This is a genomic window from Cellulosimicrobium sp. BMG9.23, from assembly GCF_059159985.1.
The window spans coordinates 52,654-73,982 of record NZ_JBZGBZ010000012.1 but is presented as its reverse complement, the minus strand read 5'-3'; the positions used below and the strand labels follow the sequence as shown (position 1 = coordinate 73,982).

The window sequence follows — 21,329 nt, the reverse complement described above, 5'->3', positions numbered from 1 at the left end:
CGCTCTGGCAGCATCGCGCCATGAACGGCGACATCGTCTGGGAGGAGCGCGAGGTCGACGTCGGGGGCCGCCCCGTGTTCGTCCGCGTCGGACCCGAGGTGCCCGGGAGCGTGCCGATCGTGCACGTGCACGGGTTCGCCGTCTCCGGCACCTACCTGCTGCCGACGGCGTCTCGGCTCGCGCACCGCGCGACGACGTTCGTCCCCGACCTCCCCGGCTACGGGCGCACGCCGGACTGGGGTTCGGCGCTCGGCATCCCGGCCCTCGCGCTGGCGCTCCTCGAGCTGCTCGACGCCCTGGAGCTCGACCAGGTCGTGCTGATCGGGAACTCGATGGGCGGGCCCGTCAGCCTGGAGGTCGCGCACCAGGCACCCGACCGCGTCGCCGGCGTCGTCCTCGCATCCCCCGCGGGCGGCGTCCACAACCAGCCCTTCGTGCGCGCCCTCGGCCAGCTCGCGCGCGACGCGACGCGCGAGAGCCCCGCGATGGCGCGCGTCGCCGTGCCCGACTACCTGCGCTTCGGTCCGGTCTCGACCCTCCACCTCTTCAGCGAGCTCGCCCGCTTCCCGTCCCTCGAACGCATCCTGCGGACGCCGGTCCCGACGCTGGCCGTCGTCGGCTCGCGCGACCCGCTCATGCCGCCGCCCTGGCGCGTGCGCGAGGTCGGGCGACTCGCTCCCGAGCACCTCTCCGTGGTGCTCATCGAGGGTGCCGCGCACGCGATGAACTTCAGCCACCCGCGCGAGCTCGCGCACGTCGTGTCGTGCTGGCTCGACGGGCGCCAGATCACCGACGACCCCGACGCCCCCGGGATCGCACGGGTCCTGCAGATCCACCGCGGTCCCACGACCACCCCAGAGGCGTGAGGTCGGCTCAGCCGTCGACCGCGGCCGGAGCATCGACCGCGTGCTCCGCGGCCCGGCTCACCTGCTCCCACGCCGACCACGTCTCCAGGCGCCGGCGCGAGACGTCCTGAGCCAGGTCGTAGACCATGCTGCCGAGCAGGAGCCGCAGCGGGGGGTCGTCGCTGTCGACCAGGGTGAGCATCGCCTCGGCGGCGAGGCGAGGGTCGCTGTCGGCCGACCCGTCGGCCCACTGACTCTCCAGCTCGGCACGCAGCGGCGTGTAGGCGTCGAGCGGCGTCGTCGACACCATGCTCGAGTACAGGTCGGTCCAGTAGCCGCCGGGTTGGACGATCGTGACCTTGACGCCGAACGCCGCCGCCTCCGACGCCACGGCCTCGCTCAGGCCCTCGAGCGCGAACTTGCTCGCGCTGTACAGGCCGGTGCTCGCGAAGCCGCCGAGGGCGGCGATGCTCGAGACCTGCACGAGGTGGCCAGACCCCTGCCGGCGCAGGTGCAGCAGGACGGCCTGGGTGACCCAGAGCGCCCCGAAGACGTTGACCTCGAGCTGGGCCCTCGCCTCCTTCTCGGTGAACTCCTCGACCATGCCCATGGACAGGGTGCCGGCGTTGTTGACGACGACGTCGAGCCGCCCGACGTGCTCGACGGCGGTCGCCACGGCCGCGACGACGGCGTCCCGGTCGGTCACGTCCAGCGGGAGCACCAGGACACGGTCGCGGTGGGCCGGGTCGAACGCGTCGACGGTGGCAGTCCTGGAGGCGGCCACCACGCGGTCGCCGCGCTCGAGCGCCGCGACGGCGAGCGCGTGGCCAAGACCTCGGCTCGCGCCGGTGATGAACCAGGTACGGGGTGCGGGGGAAGACGGTCGCACGGGATCTCCTCGATGTTGTGAGACGAGACGGTCCGTCTCGTTGAACCAGGAAGTTACCCGCGACCATCGCGCGTGTCAAGACGAGACGTTCCGTCTCGTTCGCGTAGGGTGGCCACATGCCGAAGCCAGACCCCGCCCGCCGGAGCGAGACGTCACGTCGGGCGGTCCTCACCGCCGCGTTCGACCTCCTCCAGGAGGTGCCCTATCCCCAGCTCAGCATCGAGCGCATCGCCGGACGGGCCGGCGTCGGCAAGCAGACCATCTACCGGTGGTGGCCCTCCAAGGCCGCGGTCCTCCTCGACGCCTTCCTGCTGCTCAGCGAGAGCGGCGACGGCGCGCCGCCCACCCTGCCCGACACGGGCGACCTCGACGCCGACCTGCGCCTCGTTCTGCGCGCGACGGTCGCGGAGCTGAACGATCCCCGCCTCGACCAGCCGATGCGCGCCCTGGCGACCGAGGTCGCGCACGACGCCGCGCTCGCCGACGCCTATCACGAGCGGCTCGACGGCCCGCTGAAGGAGGCGAAGCGGCAGCGTCTGCGCAGCGCGCAGGAAGCCGGCCAGCTCGCAGACGACCTCGACCTCGACGTCGCGGTGGACCTGATCTGGGGTCCGTTGCTCAACCGGTGGCTCCAGCGCAGCGGACCCCTGACGGACGAGTACGTCGACAGGCTCGTCACCACCGCGCTCGGCGGCATGCGGCCGCGAGCCGGTCGCTAGCCGACCCGGGCGGCAGCCCCCGGCTCGACGTCGTACCGCTCCACGAGGTGTTCTCGGCCGGCCAACGGTTCCGACGGCTCCGGCCAGTAGTCCGTGACGTGCCGGATCCGGCCGTCGTCGGTCAGCTCGAGCCAGACGCAGGCCACCTGGGGCTCGTCTCCCACGCGGGCGTCGACCCACAGCGCGGCGAGAGGGCCGTCGGCGACCACGCGCCGCACCCGAAGGTGCCAGTCACCGGGGTACTCCTGGTTGAAGCGAAGGTACTTCTCGAGCCCGATGATGCGCTCGCGCGACTGCGGCATCTCGTAGACGACGTCGTCGTCGAGCAGGGCCGCGACAGCCGCCCAGTCTCGGTGCTCGAGCGCGTCGACGTACTCGTGGGCGACGCGGCGGGTTCTGTCGGAGTCCATGGTGCGCAAGGTACTCCCGGCCGGTGACGACGACGACGCCCGGTCCCCGGGGGCGGGGGCGGGCGTCGTCGTGCTGGCTGGTGGTGTGGAAGAGGGCTGTCGAGGTCAGCTGACCTTGCGGCGGTAGATGGCCACGGCACCGGCGTAGGCGACGGCGAGGATGCCGACGAGCCAGGCGAGGGCGATCCAGATGTCGTTCCCGACCGGCTCCTGCGCGAACAGGGCGCGAATGGTGTCTACGACGGACGTCACGGGCTGGTTCTCGGCGAACCAGGCGACCGGGGCCGGCATGGTGTCGGTGGGCACGAACGCCGAGCTGATGAACGGCAGGAAGATCAGCGGGTAGCTGAAAGCGCTCGCGCCGTCGACGGTCTTCGCCGAGAGCCCCGCGATCACTGCCAGCCAGGTCAGCGCGAGCGTGAACAGGACGAGGATGGCGATCACGGCGAGCCAGGCGCCGACGGAGGCCCCGGTGCGGAAACCCATGAGGAACGCGACCGCGACGACGATGGCGATCGACGCGAGGTTCGCCACCAGGGACGTGAGCACGTGCGCCCACAGGACGCTCGACCGGGCGATCGGCATCGACTGGAACCGCTCGAAGATGCCGCCCTGCATGTCGAGGAACAGCCGGTAGGCGGTGTACGCGACGCCGGACGCGATGGTGATGAGCAGGATGCCGGGGAGCATGTAGTCGATGTAGGACCCGCCGGAGCCCGTGTCGATCGCGCCGCCCAGGACGTAGACGAACAGCAGCATGAGCGCGATCGGGGTGACCGCCGTGGTGATGATCGTGTCGGGGCTGCGCGAGATGTGGCGCAGCGAGCGGCCGGTCAGGACGCCGGTGTCGGTCAGGACGTGGGTGGTCATCGTGCTTCCTTGTCTGTGCCGGCCGTGGTGGCGGAGGTGGGCTGGGTGGTGGTGGCGTTCTCGCCGACGAGGGAGAGGAAGACGTCCTCGAGGGAGGGCTGCTTGGCGACGTACTCGACCTCGGCCGCGGGCAGCAGCGCCTTGAGCTCGGCGAGCGTGCCGTTCTGGATGATCGTCCCCTGGTGCAGGATCGCGATCCGGTCGGCGAGCTGTTCGGCCTCGTCGAGGTACTGGGTGGTCAGCAGCACGGTCGTGCCGCCCTGCGCGAGGGCCTTGACGGTCTGCCACACCTCGATCCGCGCCTGGGGGTCCAGCCCGGTGGTGGGCTCGTCGAGGAAGATGACCGGCGGGTCGCCGATGAGGCTCATCGCGATGTCGAGGCGGCGTCGCATGCCGCCCGAGTACGTCCCCGCCCTGCGGCTCCCCGCGTCGGTGAGCGAGAACCGCGCGAGCAGCTCGTCCGCGATGGCGCCGGGGTTGTGCAGGTGGCGCAGCTTCGCGACCAGGACGAGGTTCTCCCGGCCGGTGAGGATCTCGTCGACCGCGGCGAACTGGCCCGTCAGGCTGATCGACTCGCGCACGTCGCCGGGCTGCGACGCGACGTCGACGCCGTGGACCGTGGCCGTGCCCGCGTCGGCCTTCAGCAAGGTCGACAGGATCCGGACGAGCGTGGTCTTCCCGGCGCCGTTCGACCCGAGCAGCGCGAAGATGCTCCCCGGCGTGACATCCAGGTCGACACCCCGCAGCACGTGCAGGTCCTTGAACGACTTCTCGATACCCCGCACCCGGATCGCGGGGGCAACACTCTGATCGGTGGTCATGTCAGGTTCTCCGTTCGTAGGTGAGACGACTCAGGGACGGCGGACGACGACGTCGCCATAGCCGGTGCTGGCGTGGATCTCTGCGGTGGCCTCGTCCTCGACCGGGCCCTCGGTCGGGGTGAGCAGGTTCCGGACGGTGCCGTTCTCCGACGCGACGTCGAGGTAGGCGGCGGTGCCCGCGGGCACGCCCACCTCGATCGAGCCGAAGGAGGACGTGAGCGTGGCGGCCCCGGACTCGAGGCGGGTGACCCGGATGCCGGCGTGGGCGGACTTGGCGGTGAGGGTGCCGCGCACGCGGCTCACGGCGATGTCGGCGTGGGCCCCCTGCACCTCGAGGGAGCCCGTGACGGCACCGACCGTGGTGGTCCCGTTGCTCGCCCGGATCGTCCCGCTGCCGGAGACCTCGTCGACGAGCACCGAGCCGGCGCTGACCCGCAGGTCCAGGGCACCCGTCACCCGACGGGCGGCGACCGATCCGGCGGACACCTTGAGTGTGAGCCGGTCGACGTCGTCCACGCGGACGTTGCCGGCGGAGAGCGTCATGTCCACGGCCGCGAGCGTCCCCTCGGCGTAGAGCGAGCCGGTCTTGCCCCGCAGCTCGGAGCCGGTGGGCACCTCGACGGTGATGTTCGCGGTGCCGGACGCGAAGGGCAGCACGAACTGCTTCCAGGCCCCGGGGTAGGTGATCGTCACGGCGTCGCCGTCGCGGTAGACCCGCACGTCCTCGGCGGCGCGCACGCTGCCGGACTTGTCGTTGGTGGGCAGGACGGTGACGACGACGTCGTCACGCTCCGCGGCGACGACGTGCAGGTTGGCGAAGGGCACGTCCACGACGACCGGGACGGGGCGAGAGGTGGGGAAAGTGGGCATGACGGGGCTCCAGGAGTGGTGTCAGGTGGTGTCAGGCGGTGTCAGAGGCGGAGACGCACGGACGACGGCGTGCGGGGTGCGACGGCGCGAGGCCGCCGGGAGGTCAGCGCACCCAGCCGGTGACGCGGCCGGTGCCGCGCTGCTGGGGACCGCTCGGGGTCGAGGGTCGGCCGGACGGCTGCTCGAGCGCGGCGGCGACCGCGCGGACGAGCCAGGTGTTGACCGAGACGCCGTCGCGCGCGGCGGCGGCCTCGGCCTGGGTCTTGAGGTGGTCGGGCAGGCGGAGCGTGGTGCGCGTGGTCGCAGCGCCCTCGACGTCAGCGGCCGTCGGGGGGGCCGCGGGAGCGACCTCGGCCGGCGCGGTGAAGGTGGCGGTCGGCGCGGCGGGGACGGCGGCTGCGCTGACGACGAACTCAGGGGTACCGCCGCGGAGGCGGACGTCCACCGACCCCGGAGCCAGCTCCGCGGAGATCTCCCCCGCGGCGTCGGAGAGCGCCTCCAGGAGGACGAGTCGGGCAGCGGCGTCCAGGGGGCCGGTCAGTCGGGCGGCGAGGTCACGCGCCTCGTCCCCGCCGGCTGCTGCGGCGGTGCCGAGCTGGTGCTGGAGCTCGTCGACGTATCGGGTCAGGTCCATGACTCCACTATGACACCACAAAGACACCACCGCAAGGGGTCATGGCGTCAGAATTTTCGCGCGTGGTGTCGGTGGTGACATCGCCGCTCGGATGGTTGCTCCATCTCGTGCCGCCGTCGCGTCCGGGGCGTCTCGGAAGGAGATCGAGCTGTCCAGGCGGCGGGGTAGGGCGTGTGCCGGTCCCTGCTATGAGAGGGCGAGGCTCAACTCGGTCAGGGAGTCGACACGGAGATCGGCCAGGCTCGCCTCGGGACGGCGCGCGTGGATGTACCCCCATGGCCCTCGCCGGATGAGCGCCGTGCGCATCCCAGCGGCCCGTGCAGGCAGGACGTCGTTGTCGACCCGGTCCCCGACGTACACGATGCTGCCTGCATCGAGCTGAGCTGCCCGGGCGATCCTGGAGAAGAACTCCGCCGACGGTTTGGCGACACCCCAGCCCGCCGAGGACGCGATGAAGTCGGCCACGAAGCCCACCTCTCGAAGTTGGCGTTCTGCCCCCGCCGGCTGGTTGCCGGCGATCCCCACGACCAGTCCGCGATCCTTGACCGCTCGAAGACACGCGAGCGCATCCGGGTAGAGATCCACGGGCGCGATCGAGGGCTCACCGACAGGCCGCTCGATCTCGAGGAGGTCCCACAGCCTGTGGTGATCCTCGCCCCGCTCGATCAGCGCGCCGAGGCACCCCATCAGCGTCAGTTGCGCGACGCCGCCTCGTTCAGCCTGCTCCGCCCACGCCCGGGTCTCGTCGACCAGTGTCTCCCCGACGTCGAAGACCACGCCACGAACGCCTGCCAATGACTCCACGGTGGCCATGTAGCGATCATGGCGGGAGGTACGACGAGGAACCGCCGCATGACGGGCGGCTCGGCACTTCCCACGAAGGGACCAGGCACAGGTCGAACACCGCAGAACCGACCGTTTGTCTGGCGTCGCGAAAGAGGTTCTGCGGCGTCGGTGTCTGCGTGCGCACGTATCGCTCGCCGGAGGGTGTGGCCATGGGTACGTTGATCTCACTCATAGCGACCCGACGCCTGTCGGCACCGCGGAGCCTGCGGGCGGTGCCCGCCAGAGCGGAGGTCTCGTGTCGTCACCTGCAGAGCTCACTTCCCCCCGTTGGCGCGTCACGCCCTCGGTGCCGGTCGCAGCGGTGGTGTTCGTCGTCTACGTCGTGGTCGTCGTCGGTCTCATGTGGGCGTCGGGGGTCAAGTACGCCGACTTCTTCGATACCGCGGACACGACACTGCGCTCCGGCGTCGTGCCGCTCGCCGCGGGGGCAGTCTGGCTGACCGCCTTCCTGCTGTGGGCACGGTGGGACCACGTCTTTCGTGACGCGCGAAGGCTCCCCATGGGGGCGTTCTTGTGGGCGCTCCCGGTCGTCGTGGTCGTGATCGCCCTGGTGTACCTCGTCGGTACGGACTGGGGTGCGTTCTCGGCGGATCATCTGCTCGCCCTGATCGGCGCAGCCCTGCTCGTCGGCTACGCGGAAGAGACGATGTTCCGGGGCGTCGTGCTGCGTTCGCTACGACAGGGCTCGCGCTCCGAGGGTATGGCGCTGCTGTGGACCACGCTGTGGTTCGGCGCGTTCCACCTCACCAACCTGATCCTCGGCGAGCCCGGTGCCCTCGTTCAGTGGATCCTCGCCGCGCTCACCGGCACCGCCCTGTACCTCGCACGTCGCGGCACGGGGACCATCCTCGCCGCCATGGGACTTCACGCTCTGTGGGACTTCGCGACGTTCGTCTCCGGCGAACACGCAAGCGACGGCGTCCTGATCCCGACCGCGCAATTCCTGACGTTCGCCCTCTACGCGTTCGCAGCCGTCACCCTCATCGTCCTCGTGAGGCGCGAACGCACCCGCCCAGCCCGCGAGGCGATCACCCCGTAGTCGACCACGGAGCCACCCGACCGGGACCGGGCCAGACCCTGCCGCAAGGCGGCAGCACATCGACGGTGTCACTCAGCGGGATCGGCCCGGTCGACGCGCCGGCTGCATGCACCCGGGCCGACTACCGAGGTACGCCGATACCATGCCATCGATGTGAGCCAGCGCCCAAGGTTGTCTGACGTCGCAGAACCGACCGCTGATAAGGCATCGCAGAACGAGATGCCGCGGTACCTGACAGACGCCGGTTCTCAAGCAGCTGCGGCGGGTTGGTGATCGCGGATTGACGTCGTTCTCGCACTGGCCGCGATACGCGCGGTTACGGGCGGCGACCGATAGGTCGCCGCCCGTGGGGCGTTGCTGGTCAGGCACGGGTCAGGACGAGAGCATGCCGATGCCGAAGAGCGTCCAGTCGTTGAGGACGTGGGCGGTCGCGGAGACCGACAGGTTGCGCGTGATCAGGTACGGCACGAGGAGGATCACCCGGGCGACGCCGATGATCAGGACGCACTGCACGACGTTCCAGCCGTAGGTCGTCAGGTGCATCGCGGCGAAGGCCAGCGACGCGACGGTGACTGCCAGCACCGTGCTCGTGCGACGCGACAGGTGCAGCACCGAGACGCCGAGGGCGAGCACGGCCAGGAACGGCACGATCGTGGCGACCTCCTCGCCGACGAGCTGCGGGATCGTGCCGAGGAAGGTGAGCGCACGGTCACCGAGGCTCGCGTCGGCGAGCGCCCCGCCCATCGGGTTCGCCGTGGTCCCGACGAGCTGGGCGACGACGGTGCCGATGACGAACGTGACGATCACGTTGGCGAGGGCGACCCCTGCCGCGAGGAGCCCGTCGCGGGGCCGCATACGCCGGAACAGGCGACGCACGGCGCCCGGGTCGAGCCGGGAGAGGACGACGAGCGGGATCCCGGCGAGGAGGACGCCCCTGACCGTGACCCCGAGCCAGTCGGGGCCGGGGATCGGGAGAAGGAGGTCGCACGCGACGGCGATCACCCAGGCTCCCAGCAGCACCGCCCAGCCGCGCCCCGAGAGCCGTACCGGGTCCGTGCTGTCGCGGACCACCGGAGTGCGGGGCGGGACCGGGCGGTCGCCGGAGACGTGGGTCGTGGTGGCGTTCCCCGTGATGCGGGTCGTGGTGCTCATCGTGCGCTCCTGGCGACGTGCGGGTTGGGTGAGGTCCCGTTCCTCCGCCGGGCTTTCTCCCCGACGTCTCCACGATCCCGCCCGGCACCCCTCGCCGTCGTCGTCCCGGGGCAGACACCTGCACGTACTCCCGAGGGAGTACGGCGGGCGCCCCGTCAGCGCGGGTCGACCAGCCCGGAGCGGTAGGCGAGCACGACGAGCTGCGCCCGGTCGCGCGCTCCCGTCTTCGTCAGCGCCCGGCTGACGTGCGTCTTGGCCGTGAGGGGCGACACGACGAGCTCCTCGGCGATCTCGTCGTTGGACAGGCCGCGTGCGACGAGCCCGACGACCTCCCGCTCCCGCTCGGTGAGCCGACCCACGAGCTCCGGGTCGACGTCCCGGGCGGTGTGCGGGCCGCTGCCCAGGTGGGCGACGACGGCGCGCGTCGCGGCGGGGGACAGGAGCGCCGCCCCCTCGGCGACGGTGCGCACGGCGGCGACGAGGTCGGCCGGGGCCACCCCCTTGCCGAGGAACCCGCTGGCGCCCGCCCGCAGCGCGCCGAGCACCTCGGCGTCGCCCTCGAAGGTGGTGAGCACGACGACGCGCACCGCGCCCAGCTCGGGGTCGTCGGCGATGCGCGCCGTGGCGGTGATCCCGTCCGTGCCGGGCATGCGGATGTCCATGAGCACGACGTCGGGACGCAGCTCGCGTGCCAGCCGCACCGCGTCGTCGCCGTCGGCCGCCTCGCCCACCACCTCGATGCCGTCCGCGTGCCGCAGGAGCGCGACGAACCCGCTGCGGATCAGCTCCTGGTCGTCGACGACGAGCACGCGCACGCTCATGAGGTCTCCTCCGGGAGAGTGGCGTCCGGCGGGGTCGGGACCGGCCGCTCGGGGCTGAGCGTCGGCAGGACGGCCCGGACGACGAAGACGTCGTCGCCGCGGTCGACGTCGAGCGTGCCGCCCACGGACTCGACGCGCTCGCGCATGCCGACGAGCCCGAGACCCGTCGTCGCGAAGGGCTCGTCGACCGGGCCGTCGGCGTTCCCGGTCGCCTCCCGGGGAACGGGGTTGGCGATCTCGAGGCGGAGCTCGGCCGCGCGACGGCTCACGACCAGCCGCGCGCTCCCCGTGCCGTGCTTGTGCGCGTTGGTGAGCGCCTCCTGGACGACCCGGTAGGCGGCGAGGTCCACGACGGGGGCGAGCGAGGAGGGGTCCCCCTCCATCGCGAGCTCGACGTCCAGCCCGGTCGCGCGGACCTCGTCCAGCAGGGCACCGAGGCGGGCGAGCGTGGGTGCTGGCGCCGCGCGCTCGTCTCTCGAGGCGGCCGGGTCACGGCGCAGGAGGTCGAGCAGCGTGGCGAGCTCCCGCAGTGCCGCCGCCGAGGCCTCGCGCACGTGACCGAGCGCGTCGCGCGCGACGGCGGGGTCGTCGGTGAGGAGCGCCTCGGCCACTCCCGCCTGCACGCCGACGACCGCGACCTGGTGGGCGAGGACGTCGTGCAGCTCGCGCGCGATCCGCAGACGTTCCTCGGCCACCGCGCGCCGGGCCTCGGCGTCTCGGGTCGCCTCGGCGCGGGCGGCACGGTCCCGGGCGGCGGACAGCTCGGCGCGCCGGGCCGCGACGACCAGCCCCACGACGGCAGCGAGCGCGAGCACGAGCGGGACCGCCACGACGACGCTGCTCGACAGGCTCTCGCCGCGGAGCAGGAGCACACCGACGACGGCGACCGCCGCCGCCGCCGCGCCCGTGAGGCCGAGCCGGCGCCGGCCGAGCGCGACGACCGTGTAGACGGAGACCGCGAGCGGCAGGAGCAGGGCCTCACCCGGATCGGCGGCCGCGGTGTCCGCGACCGCGAGCACCGCCGTGGCACCCAGGACGCCGACGGGATGCGTACGACGCCAGAGCAGCGCGACCGCACTCGTCACGGTGGCGGCGACGACCCAGGGTCGTGGCGGTCCGGCTTCGACGAACCAGAGCACGACAGGCAGCGCCAGCACGATGACGGAGACCGCCACGTCGAGCACGACACCGGCAGTCGAGCGAGGCGAGTGGTCCTGCACGCCCGCAACGTACCTCTCCAGGCGTTGTCATGCCGAGCATTCCAGCGCGAACCGCCCAGGACCACCGGGCAACGCGACCTCTACCCTCCTGCGACAAGCTCGACCCGCCCGTCCCGGGTGCACGGGCGCCCGTCGCCCAACAGATCCTCAACACCATCACCCAGACCTGGCGAAAGCGGATCCTCTCGGAAGGGTTCTGCTGCGATGCAGAACCGACCGTTTGTCGGGCGTCGCGATGACGGTTCTGCGACGTCGGAGTAACGCCGGTTCTCAGGCAGCCGTCTCTTCCACGGGCTGCGTCACTGGCCAGGACGATCCGGCCCACTGCATACCCGAGCACGAGACCGACGGTTGACCACATCGTGCGAGGAGGGGTCTTGCGGAGGGGTGCATGCAATTTGCGGTGACCCGAGCTGTCGGTGGCGCGTACGGTCCGGGTCTGACCGCCGTCTCGGTCGTCGGGCGCGGGCTCGGCGAGAGTCTTCTCGAAGAGATGTCGAACCGAGGGGTACGCCGTTCGACGTCGTCGTGAAGGCGCTGAGACTGCACCACCACGAACAGGAACGGAACCATGGCACGCGAACTCGTCTACACCGGATTCATCACTCTCGACGGCTCGGTCGACTCTCCCGGCGGAACTGCCGAGGGCCATCCCGGAGGCGGGTGGGTGTTCGACACCGACTTCGTCCCGGAGGCGTACGCCCTGAAGGGCGAAGAGCTCGAGGAGACGACGGCCCTGCTGTTCGGCCGACGCAGCTACGAGGCGTTCTCCAGCTTCTGGCCGACGTCCTCCGACCACGCGGCCTACCAGGAGCTCCCCAAGTACGTGGCGTCCACGACGCTGGAGGAGGACGCTCTCGTCGACGGCTGGGGACCGACGACCATCCTGCGCAGCACCCAGGACGTCGCCGACCTCAAGCAGACCGACGGGGGTGCGATCTTCATCCACGGCAGCGCAGAGCTCGCCCTGCGGCTGGGCGAAGCCGGCCTCATCGACCGCTACAACCTGCTGTCGTTCCCCTACCTCCTTCCCGGCGGCAAGACGATCTTCGGCGCACGCGGCGCCGACCGCCGCACCTTGTCGCTGCGCGACTCCGCAACGTACGCGAACGGCGTGGTGAAGCTCGTCTACGACGTGCAGCACTGAGAGCTCGAACCGCTCACCCGTGACAGGGGCGCCCCGGGTGAGCGGTTCGCAAGGCTCTCGCACGGCAGGCGGACGCAGGCTGTGCGCCTCGTTGAGGCAATCGCGTGGGCGAACTGCCATCGACCATCCAGGACAAGAAGGATGCCGCGCCCGCTGGGCCATCCGACGTGATCCTTCCCCGCGCCGTCGACCACCCGATGGCTTCATCTGGACCACATCTTGACAGCCCGACCGAGGTCGTCGGACACCGCTAAACCGACCGTTTGTCAGGCGTCGCGAAAGAAGGTTCTGCGAGGTCTGACTAACGCCGGTTCTCAGACAGTTGCCTCTTCCGAGGCCGTGTCGCTCCTGGTTGCCCAGTCCGCGAAGCGTGTCTCGAACGCAGCCCTCCGTGGGGCGGACACGTCCCGTCTCTACCGAGCATGCCGCACGCTCCCATGGGCACCTAGCGGACGGCGGCGCCTCGACCATGTGCGCCAGGCGAGGAGGGCGGCTCCTGCGGCCAGGACCGCCCCTCCTCATACGTTCGGGGGCTGACGCTTCACAGCAGAGCAGGGCGTGAAGGCTTCACTCTCCCCAGCGAACTTCACCGATGACATGGTGCCGACCTCGGTCCTGATGCTTCCGAGGGGGAGGCTGTCGGGGACCTCGCCTGATCCGACGAAGCAGCCGTTCGACACCGAGGCGTGCGTGCCGCCCGGCACAGGGACGGTGAGCGGCACAGTTTCGGTAAATCCGGGTGGAGTCTCGCCGAGTATCACCGTCCCATTCCAGGCCAGTGGGCCTTTCGCGGTCCGCTCGATGCTCCACAGCACGGTGCTCGACGGCGAGCCGGATTCGTCGGCAGCGTGAAGCTCGATCGTGACCGTCTGCGAGCTCCCGGCGGGACCGACATGCAGTCGTGCCCGTTCGTCCGACCCTTGTGACCACCCCAGCAGCGGAACGGCAGGGGCGCATGGAACGAAAGCGCAGATTCCACCCGTCATCGGACCGAGGGCGACGACGAAACCCAGGACGAGCAAGATCACGCTCAACCACGTGATACCGCGGAGCCGTCGCCGCTGGGGCTCAACCACGAGCAACGGCGCTCGAGGGAGGGGGAGAGGCGTTTCCATGGAGCGCAAGCCTGGCAGGACACGAGCCGACCTGTTGATGGTTTCGGCCTCAACACGATCACGAACCGGCAGCGAGTCGATAACGCTCGACCGAAGAACCTGGTCAGCGCTGGATCGCCCAGAAGAGGACACCAAGCGCGGCGAGATATCCAAGTTCCACGGGCCAGCTGAGGAGCCACCAGGACCGTCCGACCCGCCACTCCTCAAGTTGTCGGCCCGAGAGCGAGATCACGAGCGCGTGGGCGAAAAGGACGACGGGGGCGAAGATGAGCATGTTGACGACCCAACCAGGCAGTCACGGCAACCACAGCGTCTCAACGACACTGAGCACGACCGCGATCACCCAGAAGCCGGGCACGACGAAGAGGAGCATGCCCGTCGCTGCCCACGCTGGCAGTTCCATGGCATCCCCTGCTGAGATGGACTGGCCGCGCCAGAAGGTCGTCCACACCGTGAACCGGACGCGCGTGGGCGACCGACGCGCACGGCTGAGGCCGTTCTCGACTCGCGTTCCGACGAAGGCGGCCACCGTGAACGCGATCGGCATCAGATATCGGCGCGCCGGGCTCCTGCCGACAGGGCGCGCCAAGGCTTCACGTCGCGCTCGTCGGCTGGCCCGTCCACTCCCCACGGGCTGCATGGTGCCACGTTCGTCGACGCGACACGTTGGCGTACAACCTCGGACGCACATGGCAGGTTCTCGGACACCGCAAGACCGATTATTTTCGTACGGTCCTCCAGTCGTCGCGACACGCCGAGAGAACATGTCGCAGAACTAGAGTCCGGAAACCCCCGATGCCGCAGATCACGACCCGGGGTTTTCGCGACGGTCACCGCATGGGCGCACACCAACGACCGCGCAGAACCTCGCCGGCAGGATCGATGCCCTCACCGGACCGGGCGCCGTCGTAGAGCGCGTGACGTCGTCGTGGAGAAGGCGTCGGGCACCCGCGAGACCGCCCAGAGTTCGTCCGGCTCTTCGTCATGCTCAGGGAGGGGGACACGCTGGTCGTGACGAAGCTCGACCAGCTCGGCCGATCCGCCGTGCCGGTCGCGCGCCTCGTTCGCGACCTCGCCGATCGCGGCGTCACGCTCCGGTCGCTCACGGAGACGATCGACACCTCGAGTGCGACGGCCGGTTGATGGTCCACGTGCTTGCCGCATTTCCGGAGCGACGTGGGCTTCTTCACGGCTGTCGAGGCGGGACGCCCCGACCTGACTGCTCCGCGGTGCCTGCCCGTGCTACGTGCGCCGTGCGGGCCGTGATCAGGGCGTCGGCACCGGTCCGGTGCTCCCCCGCTCGACGACGCGCGCGGCCGGCGCCCGCAGCACGTCCGCGACGTCGCCCGTGGTCGTCCGCAGCAGCAGCGCGCCGAGCTCGGCGCCCAGCCCGCGCACGTCGCGACTCACCGCCGAGAGCGGCGGGTCGGCGAGCCGGCAGTGCGCCGAGTCGTCCCACGCGAGGAGGGACACGTCGTCGGGCACCGACAGCCCGAGCGCCCGCACGACCCGCAGCCCGCCCACCGCCATGAGGTCGTCGTCGTAGACGATCGCGGTCGGCGGCCCGTCCGCGGCCAGGAGCGCCCGCGTCGCGGTCGCGCCGGACGCCGTCCCGTAGGCCCCCACGACGGTCGTGCCACGCAACCCTCGCGCCGCGACGACCTCGTCGAACGCCGCGGAACGCGCCCGCGTGTGCAGGAAGTCCGACGGGCCGCTGACCCGCGCCACGTGCCGGTGGCCCAGGCCGGCGAGGTACCCGATGGCACCACGCATCGCGTCGGCGTCGTCGACCACGACCGCGGGGACGTCTGCGGGCGGGACCGGGCACAGGGCGTACGCGGGCAGCCCCGCACGCCGGCACGCGGTGACCCGTGCGTCGTCGTCGACGAGGTCCGTGAGCACGACGGCGTCGACGAGCGACTCGTGCGCCCACCGCCGGTACACCTCGAGCTCCGCGTCGGCCGACTCCTCGAACAGCACGAACACGCTCGCGCCATGGGCGTCGAGCGTCTCCTCGAGCCCCGCGAGCACGTGGTCGTAGAACGGGTCGAGGTCGTGCGAGTCGGAGGACCGGTGCTGGACGATCCCGGCGCGCAACGTCGAGCGACCGGGAGCTGCAGGCTGCTCCATGGCGCAAGTATGCCGCCCGTGAGCCCGCCGGGTACCGTCGTCCCGTGGAGGTCTCTGGGCGTGCGCCCCGAACGGGTGCGCGGACGAGCCGTTCCACGGTGCTCGACACGATCCGTCGGCTGGGCCCCATCAGTCGCGTCGAGGTCGCGGAGACCACGGGTTTCACGCAGGCGACCGTGACGCACGCCGTGCGGGCACTGCTCGACGAGGGCCTCGTCGTCGAGACCGGCGAGCGGGCGTGGACCGGCGGCAAGCCGCGCGTCATGCTCGCCGTGGCCCCGCGGTCGCGCTGCGCCGTCGGGGTCCAGGTCGGTGCCGACTGGGCGGTGGCCGTCGTGGTCGACGCCGCGGGTGCCCTCGTCGCGCGCCAGCGGGTGCGGGGGGCGCGCGCGGACGACCCGGACGCCGTCGTCGAGCGGCTGTCCGCGCAGGTCCTCGCGCTGCTGCGCGCGGGCGAGGTGGCGCCGTCGTCCGTCGTGGGCGTGGGGCTCGTGCTGCCCGGGACGCTCGACCTCGAGCAGGGGTCGCTGCTGCACTCGCGCAGCCTGCCCGGCTGGGTCGGCCACGGTGTGCGCGCCGCGTTCGAGCGCGCGACGGGGCTGCCCGTCGCTCTCGGCAACGACGCGACCGCGGCCGCCGTGGGCGAGCTGTGGCGCGGGACCGTGGGCGACGCGCGCGCGCACTGCACGGTCTACATGGGCGCGTCGATCGGTGCCGGGCTCGTGCTCGACGGCCAGGTCTACCGCGGCGCGAGCGGCAACGTCGGGCCGCTCGGGCGCCTGCACGTGCACCGCGCCGACGGGTCGCCCGGTCCCACGGTCGAGGAGCTCGCGGCACCCGCCGCCGTCGCCGCCGCGGCGCGCGCCGCCGTCGAGGCCGGCCGCGAGACCGTCGTCGAGCTGAGCGACGACGGCGACCCGTTCACCGACTTCGCCGCCGTCGCGTCCGCGGCCGTGCGCGGCGACGCGCTCGCGACGACGCTCGTCGAGGAGTCGGCTCACCACCTGGCGGACGCCGTGCTCACGCTCGTGGACCTGCTGGACCTCGACTCGATCGTCCTCGCCGGCCCGTCGTTCACCGTCGCGGGCAGCATCTACCTGTCGGTCCTGCGCGAGCGGCTCGACGCCGAGGCGCTCCCCCACGCCCGCCACGACGTCCGGGTCGCGCTCTCGATGCGCGTCGCCGACGCCGCGGCCGTGGGAGCCGCCTCGATGGTGCTGCGCGCGGAGCTGCCCGTCGCCGCGGACGACGCGTCGCGCCGTCGGACCTGACGCACCGGACGCACGGACCGCCGGTCAGGGGTGGACCAGCTCGCGCCAGTTCGGCGGGACGCGGTCCGCGGGACCGGGCGCCGTCTGCTCGGGCGGGTGCGACAGCGGTGCCGCGAGGTGCGGGCCCTCGAGGACCTGCTCCGTGCCGAAGTCCCAGTACCAGTCCTCACCCGGCTCGAACGAGCGCATCACGCGGTGACCGGTCTCGCGGTAGTGCGCGGTCGCGTGCTGGGCGGGCGACGAGTCGCAGCAGCCCACGTGACCGCACGTCGCGCACCGGCGCAGGTGCACCCACCACCCGCCGGCGGGGTCGCACTCCGCGCACCCGTCGCCGCTCGGCGGGACGTCCAGCTTCACGGCGGCCTTGAGCTCCGCCGCGAGCGCCGCGTCGTCGAGACCGTCCCCGTTGACGCTCGGGGCGCGGTCCGTGGTCATCTCGCCCCTGCGCCGGCTGCCCGGACGACCGGAGCCCACGACTCGGGATCGAGCGCGGCAGGAAGTTCGGCGGAGGCCCAGGTGCGGCAGTCGTCGATCGTCGCGGAGAGCAGGTCGCGCAGGCGCTCGTCGGGGTTCGGGATGCACGCCTCGGCGATGCCCTGGACCGCCGCGGAGATGATGCTCGGCGCGGCGTCACGGACGAACCGGCTCGGGCGCAGGCGTGCGCCCTCGCAGAACTTCTGCGCCCACCGGGCGGTACGCGGGCACGTCGCGAGCGCGTCGGCGGACTCGGCGCTCATCGTCCCGGCGGGGCGATGGTCGAGCACGTCGAGCATCTTCTCGGCGCCGATGATCGCGACGGCGAGCGTCTGCTGGCGCTCGGCGGGAGCGATCGGCAGCGCCGCCACCGCGGCACGCAGCGCGATGCGCACGTCCCAGTGCGGGTCGTCGCTGGTCAGCCCGATGACGGACGGGATGAGCGGTGCCAGCCTGGGCCGCTCGGGATCGACCGTGAGGTCGTTCACCGCGCGGGCCAGCATCGCGAGGAGCGGGTGCGTGCACCGTGGATGGTCGCTCCACCGCTCGCCCGCGAGATAGGACGCGAGCTCCATGAAGCACGCCCCCTTCTTCGGGTTGCGATGCTTGCCACGGCCCAGCATCGGCAGCATGTCGTAGGTGTCGGTCACGAGGTCACCCCCACACGGTGGGTCCGGTCACCGTCCAGTCTGCGACGAGGGCGGGTCGTTGGCAACGGGAAGCGTGAACGGCGCCACACCGGCCGCTCCTCTGAGGTACCTCAGACCCCTCAGCGGCACCCGGTCCGCGCGTCTGAGGCCCCGCGCGACGCGATCCTGCGCGGACGACCGATCCCGGGTCGGGCGGCTCAGGACGAGTGTTGACGTCAGGCAGGCAGGGAGCCTGCGAGAACGGGGACGATCATGAGCAGCACGCAGTTCGGCCCGGCCTTCGAGGCCGAGCTCACGTACCACCAGCAGAAGCTCCGTGAGGACTACCAGCGGGGCGAGCCCGTGCTTCTGCACTGGCTCCGGGAGCGCCGGCACCGGCGCACCCGGTGAGCGCCGCGACCGGTGCGCCGGTCGCTCTCGACGCGCCCCATTCCCCTGGCCCGTCGTGGGTGGCCGCTGGGAGGATGGGTCTCGTGCCCCGCCCTTCCTCCCGCGCGCCCTTCGTGGCCCGCGCCGACGAGCTCGAACGCCTCGCCGCCGCGGTCGACAGGGCGCGCCGCGGGGAGCCCGGCGTCGTGCTCGTCGGTGCGGACGCCGGCGTCGGCAAGACGCGCCTCCTGACCCGCGCCACGGAGCTCGCCGCCGAGCAGGGCGCGACGGTGGTCTGGAGCCACTGCGTGGACCTCGGGGAGGTCGGCCTCCCGTACCTGCCCTTCACCGAGGCGCTGACGACGCTCCGCTCGGTGCACGACGCGGTCGACGAGACCGTCGCCCAGCGGCCCGCGCTCGCGCGCCTGCTCGACGCCGCGCTGCCCGCCGACGGCGAGCAGAGCCAGGGCGAGCGCCTGCAGCTCTTCGAGAGCATCGCCGCGGCGCTCGCCGCCTCGGGCACCGCCGACGCGCCGCTCGTCCTCGTCGTCGAGGACCTGCACTGGGCGGACCCGTCGAGCCGCGACGTCCTGCGCTTCGTCGTCGCACGCCTGCGGACGGAGCACGTGGTGGTCGTCGCGAGCTACCGCTCCGACGACCTGCACCGGCGGCACCCGCTGCGCCCGGTGCTCGCCGAGCTGCACCGCCACCCGCGCGTCGAGCACGTGGACCTGCGGCCGTTCACGGCCGGAGAGCTGCGCGACTTCACGACGGCCGTCGCGGGCGACCCGCTGCGCGAGGACGCGTTCGAGTCGGTCCGCACCCGCTCGGAGGGCAACGCCTACTTCGCCGAGGAGCTCGTCGAGGCGGGGCCCGGCGAGGAGCTGCCGTGGTCGCTCGCCGACGTCCTGCGTGACCGGCTCGAGGCCCTGGACCCGCCGGTCCAGCACCTCGTGCGCACGGCCTCCGTCTCGGGGCGCCAGGTCTCTGAGCGGCTCCTGCGCGCCGTCCTGGACCAGGACGGCCCGTTCGCAGCGGACCCCGGCGCGTTCGACCGTTCGCTGCGCGAGGCGATCGCGCACCACGTCCTGGGCATCGAGGGTGACCCCAGCGGCGACGGCCGCGACATCGTGGTGTTCCGCCACGCGCTCCTCGCCGAGGCCGTCGCCACCGACCTGCTGCCCGGCGAGCGCGTCACCGTCCACCGCAGCTACCTCCGCGCGCTCGACGAGGACCCGACCCTCGGGTCGCCCGCGCTGCGTGCCCACCACGCGCTCGCCGCGCACGACCTCCCGGCGGCGCTCACCGCGTCGCGCGGCGCGGCTCGCAAGGCGGCGCGCGTCCTCGCGCCCGCCGAGGAGCTGCGCCACCTCGAGCAGGTCCTGTCCCTGTGGACGGCCGTGCCCGACGCCGCGGAGCGCCTCGGGGAGGACAAGGTCGCCGTGGCCCTCGCGGCCGCGGGGGCGGCGAGCCGCGCCGGGAGCCCCGAGCGTGCGGTGGCCCTCGCGCGCAAGGTCGTCGAGGAGACCGCCGACGACCCGCAGCGCCAGGCCGCGCTGCGCCACGTCCTGTCCCGCTACCTCCTCGGGACCGAGCAGGTGGACGAGGTCCTCACCCACACCGAGGCGGCGCTCGCGGTGCTGCCGACGGAGCCGCCGTCGCTCGACCGCGCGTGGACGCTCGCGATGCGCGCCCGCGCAGCGATGAACGCCGACCAGGACGAGCTCGCCACCGAGGTCGCCGCGGAGGCCCTCGCGGAGGCGCACCGCGTCGACGCGCCCGACGTGGAGGCCGACGTCCTCACGACGATGGCGATCCTCGAGGTCGAGGACGAGGACCGCGCCGCGGTGCTCCTCGAGCGGGCGCGCGAGCGCGCCGTCGAGGCGGGCGACATCCTCACCGAGCTCCGCTGCTGGTACAACATCTCGGCGAACCGCTACTACGCGGGCCGTCTCACCGAGGCGCTCGACGTCGTGCGCGACGGGCTGGACCGCGCGCGGGCGACCGGCCTCGTGTGGAGCGTGTACGGCGTCGAGCTGCGCCTGTTCGACGACCTCGTCCGGTACGCCATCGGCGACCTCACGCCGACGGACACGGCCGGCGAGACGGTGCCGGAGAGCTGGGTGCCGACGCTCACCGCCGTGCAGCTCTACGCCGCCGTCGCCCGGGGCGACGCGGACGTCGTCGAACGCGGCACGGCCCTGCGCCGCGACTGGTACCGCGACGGCATGATCGCGCTCATCTCCGGCGGGTGCTCGATCGACGCCCTCACCTGGGCGGGCCGGTACGAGGAGGCGGTCGAGCTCGCCGTCGACCTCGTGGAGCACCTCGGGCGCACGTGGAGCGACTACTTCCTCGGGCGGATCTGGCTCTCGGCGCTCGCGCTCGCGGCCCTCGCCGACGCCGCCGACGCCGCCCGCGTGACAGGCGACGCCTCCGTCGCGGGCCTCGTCGCGCGCGGGCGACCCCTGCTCGACGCGGCCGTCACGACGGCGGACCGTGGCCGACCCCGCGGCGGGACGCTCGGCCCCGAGGGGCGGGCCTGGCTCGCGCGCGCCGCGGCCGAGCACGCTCGGCTCACCGGTGAGACCGACGCCGCGCTGTGGGAGGAGACGACGCGCGCGTTCGGCTACGGCTACCGCTACGAGGCGGCGCGCTCGCGGTTCCGCTGGGCGGAGGCGCTGTGTGCGACGGGCGACCGGAACGCCGCGGAGATCGAGGCGGCGCAGGCGCTCGAGGAGGCGGAGTCGATGGGCGCCGCTCCCCTCGCCGAGGCGGTGCGCGCGCTCGCCCGCCGTGCTCGCCTGGACCTGCCGGGCCTGCGGCGGTCGACCACGACCGTCCTCACGGACCGGGAGGAGGAGGTGCTGATCCTCGTCGCCCAGGGGCTGACGAACCGGCAGATCGGCGAGCGCCTCTACATCTCCGCCAAGACGGTGAGCGTGCACATCTCCAACGTCCTCGCGAAGCTCGGCGCGTCGGGACGCGCGGAGGCCGTGTCACTCGCGCACCAGCGGGGACTGCTCGAGGTCTGACC

General features: G+C 72.3%; 23 protein-coding genes and 1 pseudogene. 8 read left to right on the top strand and 16 right to left on the bottom strand.

Translation table 11 applies throughout. The features are described from left to right. The first annotated feature begins 20 nt into the window (after nt 1-20). Nucleotides 21-866: an alpha/beta fold hydrolase gene (locus AC4H2G_RS19955; RefSeq protein WP_494367482.1), complete on the top strand. Its 846-nt coding sequence runs from the start codon at nt 21-23 to the stop codon at nt 864-866. Between the two features lie 7 nt (nt 867-873). Here the strand turns inward: AC4H2G_RS19955 and AC4H2G_RS19950 are convergent, their stop codons facing one another. Further along, nucleotides 874-1,734 (bottom strand): SDR family NAD(P)-dependent oxidoreductase, encoded by an 861-nt coding sequence (locus tag AC4H2G_RS19950; RefSeq protein ID WP_494367481.1) that lies wholly within the window; start codon nt 1,732-1,734, stop codon nt 874-876. Between the two features lie 116 nt (nt 1,735-1,850). On the opposite strand from AC4H2G_RS19950, the gene AC4H2G_RS19945 reads away from it, so the two are divergent. After that, nucleotides 1,851-2,453 carry a TetR/AcrR family transcriptional regulator gene (locus AC4H2G_RS19945; protein ID WP_494367480.1) on the top strand — a complete coding sequence of 201 codons (603 nt, stop codon included), beginning with the start codon at nt 1,851-1,853 and terminating at the stop codon, nt 2,451-2,453. On the opposite strand, the gene AC4H2G_RS19940 is transcribed toward AC4H2G_RS19945, so the two are convergent. The 6 genes from AC4H2G_RS19940 to AC4H2G_RS19915 form a co-directional block, all read right to left on the bottom strand. Continuing rightward, nucleotides 2,450-2,863, bottom strand: a complete 414-nt coding sequence (locus AC4H2G_RS19940; RefSeq protein WP_494367479.1) for a nuclear transport factor 2 family protein — start codon at nt 2,861-2,863, stop codon at nt 2,450-2,452. The two genes, AC4H2G_RS19945 and AC4H2G_RS19940, sit on opposite strands and share 4 nt — an antisense overlap. A gap of 105 nt (nt 2,864-2,968) precedes the next feature. Then, complete coding sequence (locus tag AC4H2G_RS19935; RefSeq protein WP_494367478.1) at nt 2,969-3,733, bottom strand: ABC transporter permease; 765 nt, start codon at nt 3,731-3,733, stop codon at nt 2,969-2,971. Further along, nucleotides 3,730-4,554 (bottom strand): ABC transporter ATP-binding protein, encoded by an 825-nt coding sequence (locus AC4H2G_RS19930; RefSeq protein WP_494367477.1) that lies wholly within the window; start codon nt 4,552-4,554, stop codon nt 3,730-3,732. The genes AC4H2G_RS19935 and AC4H2G_RS19930 overlap by 4 nt, the downstream gene beginning before the upstream one ends. A 30-nt stretch (nt 4,555-4,584) precedes the next feature. Then, nucleotides 4,585-5,424: a DUF4097 family beta strand repeat-containing protein gene (locus tag AC4H2G_RS19925; RefSeq protein WP_494367476.1), complete on the bottom strand. Its 840-nt coding sequence runs from the start codon at nt 5,422-5,424 to the stop codon at nt 4,585-4,587. Between the two features lie 103 nt (nt 5,425-5,527). Then, complete coding sequence (locus tag AC4H2G_RS19920) at nt 5,528-6,058, bottom strand: histidine kinase (protein ID WP_494367475.1); 531 nt, start codon at nt 6,056-6,058, stop codon at nt 5,528-5,530. 186 nt (nt 6,059-6,244) lie between these two features. Further along, the gene (locus AC4H2G_RS19915) at nt 6,245-6,871 is read right to left on the bottom strand and encodes an HAD family hydrolase (protein WP_494367474.1); all 627 of its coding nucleotides are present in this window, start codon (nt 6,869-6,871) and stop codon (nt 6,245-6,247) included. Between the two features lie 268 nt (nt 6,872-7,139). Between AC4H2G_RS19915 and AC4H2G_RS19910 the strand changes: the two genes are divergently transcribed. Next, on the top strand, nt 7,140-7,943 hold the full coding sequence (locus AC4H2G_RS19910) for a CPBP family intramembrane glutamic endopeptidase (protein WP_494367473.1): 804 nt from the start codon (nt 7,140-7,142) through the stop codon (nt 7,941-7,943). Nucleotides 7,944-8,315: 372 nt separating this feature from the next. Here the strand turns inward: AC4H2G_RS19910 and AC4H2G_RS19905 are convergent, their stop codons facing one another. The 3 genes from AC4H2G_RS19905 to AC4H2G_RS19895 all read right to left on the bottom strand — a co-directional run bounded on the left by AC4H2G_RS19905 (nt 8,316) and on the right by AC4H2G_RS19895 (nt 11,136). Beyond that, complete coding sequence (locus tag AC4H2G_RS19905) at nt 8,316-9,095, bottom strand: CPBP family intramembrane glutamic endopeptidase (protein ID WP_494367472.1); 780 nt, start codon at nt 9,093-9,095, stop codon at nt 8,316-8,318. A 155-nt stretch (nt 9,096-9,250) separates the two neighbouring features. Beyond that, complete coding sequence (locus AC4H2G_RS19900; RefSeq protein WP_494367471.1) at nt 9,251-9,916, bottom strand: response regulator; 666 nt, start codon at nt 9,914-9,916, stop codon at nt 9,251-9,253. After that, complete coding sequence (locus AC4H2G_RS19895; RefSeq protein WP_494367470.1) at nt 9,913-11,136, bottom strand: sensor histidine kinase; 1,224 nt, start codon at nt 11,134-11,136, stop codon at nt 9,913-9,915. The genes AC4H2G_RS19900 and AC4H2G_RS19895 overlap by 4 nt, the downstream gene beginning before the upstream one ends. A gap of 571 nt (nt 11,137-11,707) precedes the next feature. Between AC4H2G_RS19895 and AC4H2G_RS19890 the strand changes: the two genes are divergently transcribed. Continuing rightward, nucleotides 11,708-12,283, top strand: coding sequence for a dihydrofolate reductase family protein (locus AC4H2G_RS19890; protein ID WP_494367469.1), 576 nt, complete (start codon nt 11,708-11,710; stop codon nt 12,281-12,283). Nucleotides 12,284-12,801: 518 nt separating this feature from the next. Here AC4H2G_RS19890 and AC4H2G_RS19885 read toward each other — a convergent pair. The 3 genes from AC4H2G_RS19885 to AC4H2G_RS19875 form a co-directional block, all read right to left on the bottom strand. Then, nucleotides 12,802-13,311, bottom strand: a complete 510-nt coding sequence (locus AC4H2G_RS19885) for a hypothetical protein (RefSeq protein WP_494367468.1) — start codon at nt 13,309-13,311, stop codon at nt 12,802-12,804. Between the two features lie 190 nt (nt 13,312-13,501). Further along, entirely contained in the window at nt 13,502-13,672 is a 171-nt protein-coding gene (locus AC4H2G_RS19880) for a hypothetical protein (RefSeq protein WP_494367467.1), read from the bottom strand. 21 nt (nt 13,673-13,693) lie between these two features. Further along, nucleotides 13,694-13,945 (bottom strand): hypothetical protein, encoded by a 252-nt coding sequence (locus AC4H2G_RS19875; RefSeq protein ID WP_494367466.1) that lies wholly within the window; start codon nt 13,943-13,945, stop codon nt 13,694-13,696. 416 nt (nt 13,946-14,361) lie between these two features. Here AC4H2G_RS19875 and AC4H2G_RS19870 point away from each other — a divergent pair. Then, a pseudogene (locus tag AC4H2G_RS19870) lies at nt 14,362-14,541 on the top strand (recombinase family protein); the annotation flags it as partial. Between the two features lie 123 nt (nt 14,542-14,664). On the opposite strand, the gene AC4H2G_RS19865 reads toward AC4H2G_RS19870, so the two are convergent. Continuing rightward, nucleotides 14,665-15,528 (bottom strand): LacI family DNA-binding transcriptional regulator, encoded by an 864-nt coding sequence (locus tag AC4H2G_RS19865; RefSeq protein WP_494367465.1) that lies wholly within the window; start codon nt 15,526-15,528, stop codon nt 14,665-14,667. 98 nt (nt 15,529-15,626) lie between these two features. On the opposite strand from AC4H2G_RS19865, the gene AC4H2G_RS19860 reads away from it, so the two are divergent. Then, on the top strand, nt 15,627-16,799 hold the full coding sequence (locus tag AC4H2G_RS19860; RefSeq protein WP_494367464.1) for an ROK family transcriptional regulator: 1,173 nt from the start codon (nt 15,627-15,629) through the stop codon (nt 16,797-16,799). A gap of 24 nt (nt 16,800-16,823) precedes the next feature. Here AC4H2G_RS19860 and AC4H2G_RS19855 read toward each other — a convergent pair whose 3' ends face one another. Further along, nucleotides 16,824-17,234 (bottom strand): UBP-type zinc finger domain-containing protein, encoded by a 411-nt coding sequence (locus AC4H2G_RS19855; protein ID WP_494367463.1) that lies wholly within the window; start codon nt 17,232-17,234, stop codon nt 16,824-16,826. Continuing rightward, complete coding sequence (locus AC4H2G_RS19850) at nt 17,231-17,923, bottom strand: hypothetical protein (RefSeq protein WP_494367462.1); 693 nt, start codon at nt 17,921-17,923, stop codon at nt 17,231-17,233. The genes AC4H2G_RS19855 and AC4H2G_RS19850 overlap by 4 nt, the downstream gene beginning before the upstream one ends. A gap of 252 nt (nt 17,924-18,175) precedes the next feature. Between AC4H2G_RS19850 and AC4H2G_RS19845 the strand changes: the two genes are divergently transcribed. Further along, the gene (locus tag AC4H2G_RS19845) at nt 18,176-18,313 is read left to right on the top strand and encodes a hypothetical protein (RefSeq protein WP_494367461.1); all 138 of its coding nucleotides are present in this window, start codon (nt 18,176-18,178) and stop codon (nt 18,311-18,313) included. Nucleotides 18,314-18,387: 74 nt separating this feature from the next. Further along, on the top strand, nt 18,388-21,327 hold the full coding sequence (locus AC4H2G_RS19840) for a helix-turn-helix transcriptional regulator (protein WP_494367460.1): 2,940 nt from the start codon (nt 18,388-18,390) through the stop codon (nt 21,325-21,327). The last annotated feature ends 2 nt before the right edge of the window (nt 21,328-21,329 follow it).

What these genes read in the sequence shown, in the direction of transcription:
- AC4H2G_RS19955 (WP_494367482.1), top strand. Translation starts at nt 21, where the DNA reads ATGAACGGCGACATCGTCTGGGAGGAGCGCGAGGTCGACGTCGGGGGC.
- AC4H2G_RS19945 (WP_494367480.1), top strand. Translation starts at nt 1,851, where the DNA reads ATGCCGAAGCCAGACCCCGCCCGCCGGAGCGAGACGTCACGTCGGGCG.
- AC4H2G_RS19940 (WP_494367479.1), bottom strand. Translation starts at nt 2,863, where the DNA reads ATGGACTCCGACAGAACCCGCCGCGTCGCCCACGAGTACGTCGACGCG.
- AC4H2G_RS19935 (WP_494367478.1), bottom strand. Translation starts at nt 3,733, where the DNA reads ATGACCACCCACGTCCTGACCGACACCGGCGTCCTGACCGGCCGCTCG.
- AC4H2G_RS19930 (WP_494367477.1), bottom strand. Translation starts at nt 4,554, where the DNA reads ATGACCACCGATCAGAGTGTTGCCCCCGCGATCCGGGTGCGGGGTATC.
- AC4H2G_RS19925 (WP_494367476.1), bottom strand. Translation starts at nt 5,424, where the DNA reads ATGCCCACTTTCCCCACCTCTCGCCCCGTCCCGGTCGTCGTGGACGTG.
- AC4H2G_RS19920 (WP_494367475.1), bottom strand. Translation starts at nt 6,058, where the DNA reads ATGGACCTGACCCGATACGTCGACGAGCTCCAGCACCAGCTCGGCACC.
- AC4H2G_RS19915 (WP_494367474.1), bottom strand. Translation starts at nt 6,871, where the DNA reads ATGGCCACCGTGGAGTCATTGGCAGGCGTTCGTGGCGTGGTCTTCGAC.
- AC4H2G_RS19905 (WP_494367472.1), bottom strand. Translation starts at nt 9,095, where the DNA reads ATGAGCACCACGACCCGCATCACGGGGAACGCCACCACGACCCACGTC.
- AC4H2G_RS19900 (WP_494367471.1), bottom strand. Translation starts at nt 9,916, where the DNA reads ATGAGCGTGCGCGTGCTCGTCGTCGACGACCAGGAGCTGATCCGCAGC.
- AC4H2G_RS19890 (WP_494367469.1), top strand. Translation starts at nt 11,708, where the DNA reads ATGGCACGCGAACTCGTCTACACCGGATTCATCACTCTCGACGGCTCG.
- AC4H2G_RS19880 (WP_494367467.1), bottom strand. Translation starts at nt 13,672, where the DNA reads ATGCTCATCTTCGCCCCCGTCGTCCTTTTCGCCCACGCGCTCGTGATC.
- AC4H2G_RS19875 (WP_494367466.1), bottom strand. Translation starts at nt 13,945, where the DNA reads ATGCCGATCGCGTTCACGGTGGCCGCCTTCGTCGGAACGCGAGTCGAG.
- AC4H2G_RS19865 (WP_494367465.1), bottom strand. Translation starts at nt 15,528, where the DNA reads ATGGAGCAGCCTGCAGCTCCCGGTCGCTCGACGTTGCGCGCCGGGATC.
- AC4H2G_RS19855 (WP_494367463.1), bottom strand. Translation starts at nt 17,234, where the DNA reads ATGACCACGGACCGCGCCCCGAGCGTCAACGGGGACGGTCTCGACGAC.
- AC4H2G_RS19845 (WP_494367461.1), top strand. Translation starts at nt 18,176, where the DNA reads ATGAGCAGCACGCAGTTCGGCCCGGCCTTCGAGGCCGAGCTCACGTAC.
- AC4H2G_RS19840 (WP_494367460.1), top strand. Translation starts at nt 18,388, where the DNA reads ATGGGTCTCGTGCCCCGCCCTTCCTCCCGCGCGCCCTTCGTGGCCCGC.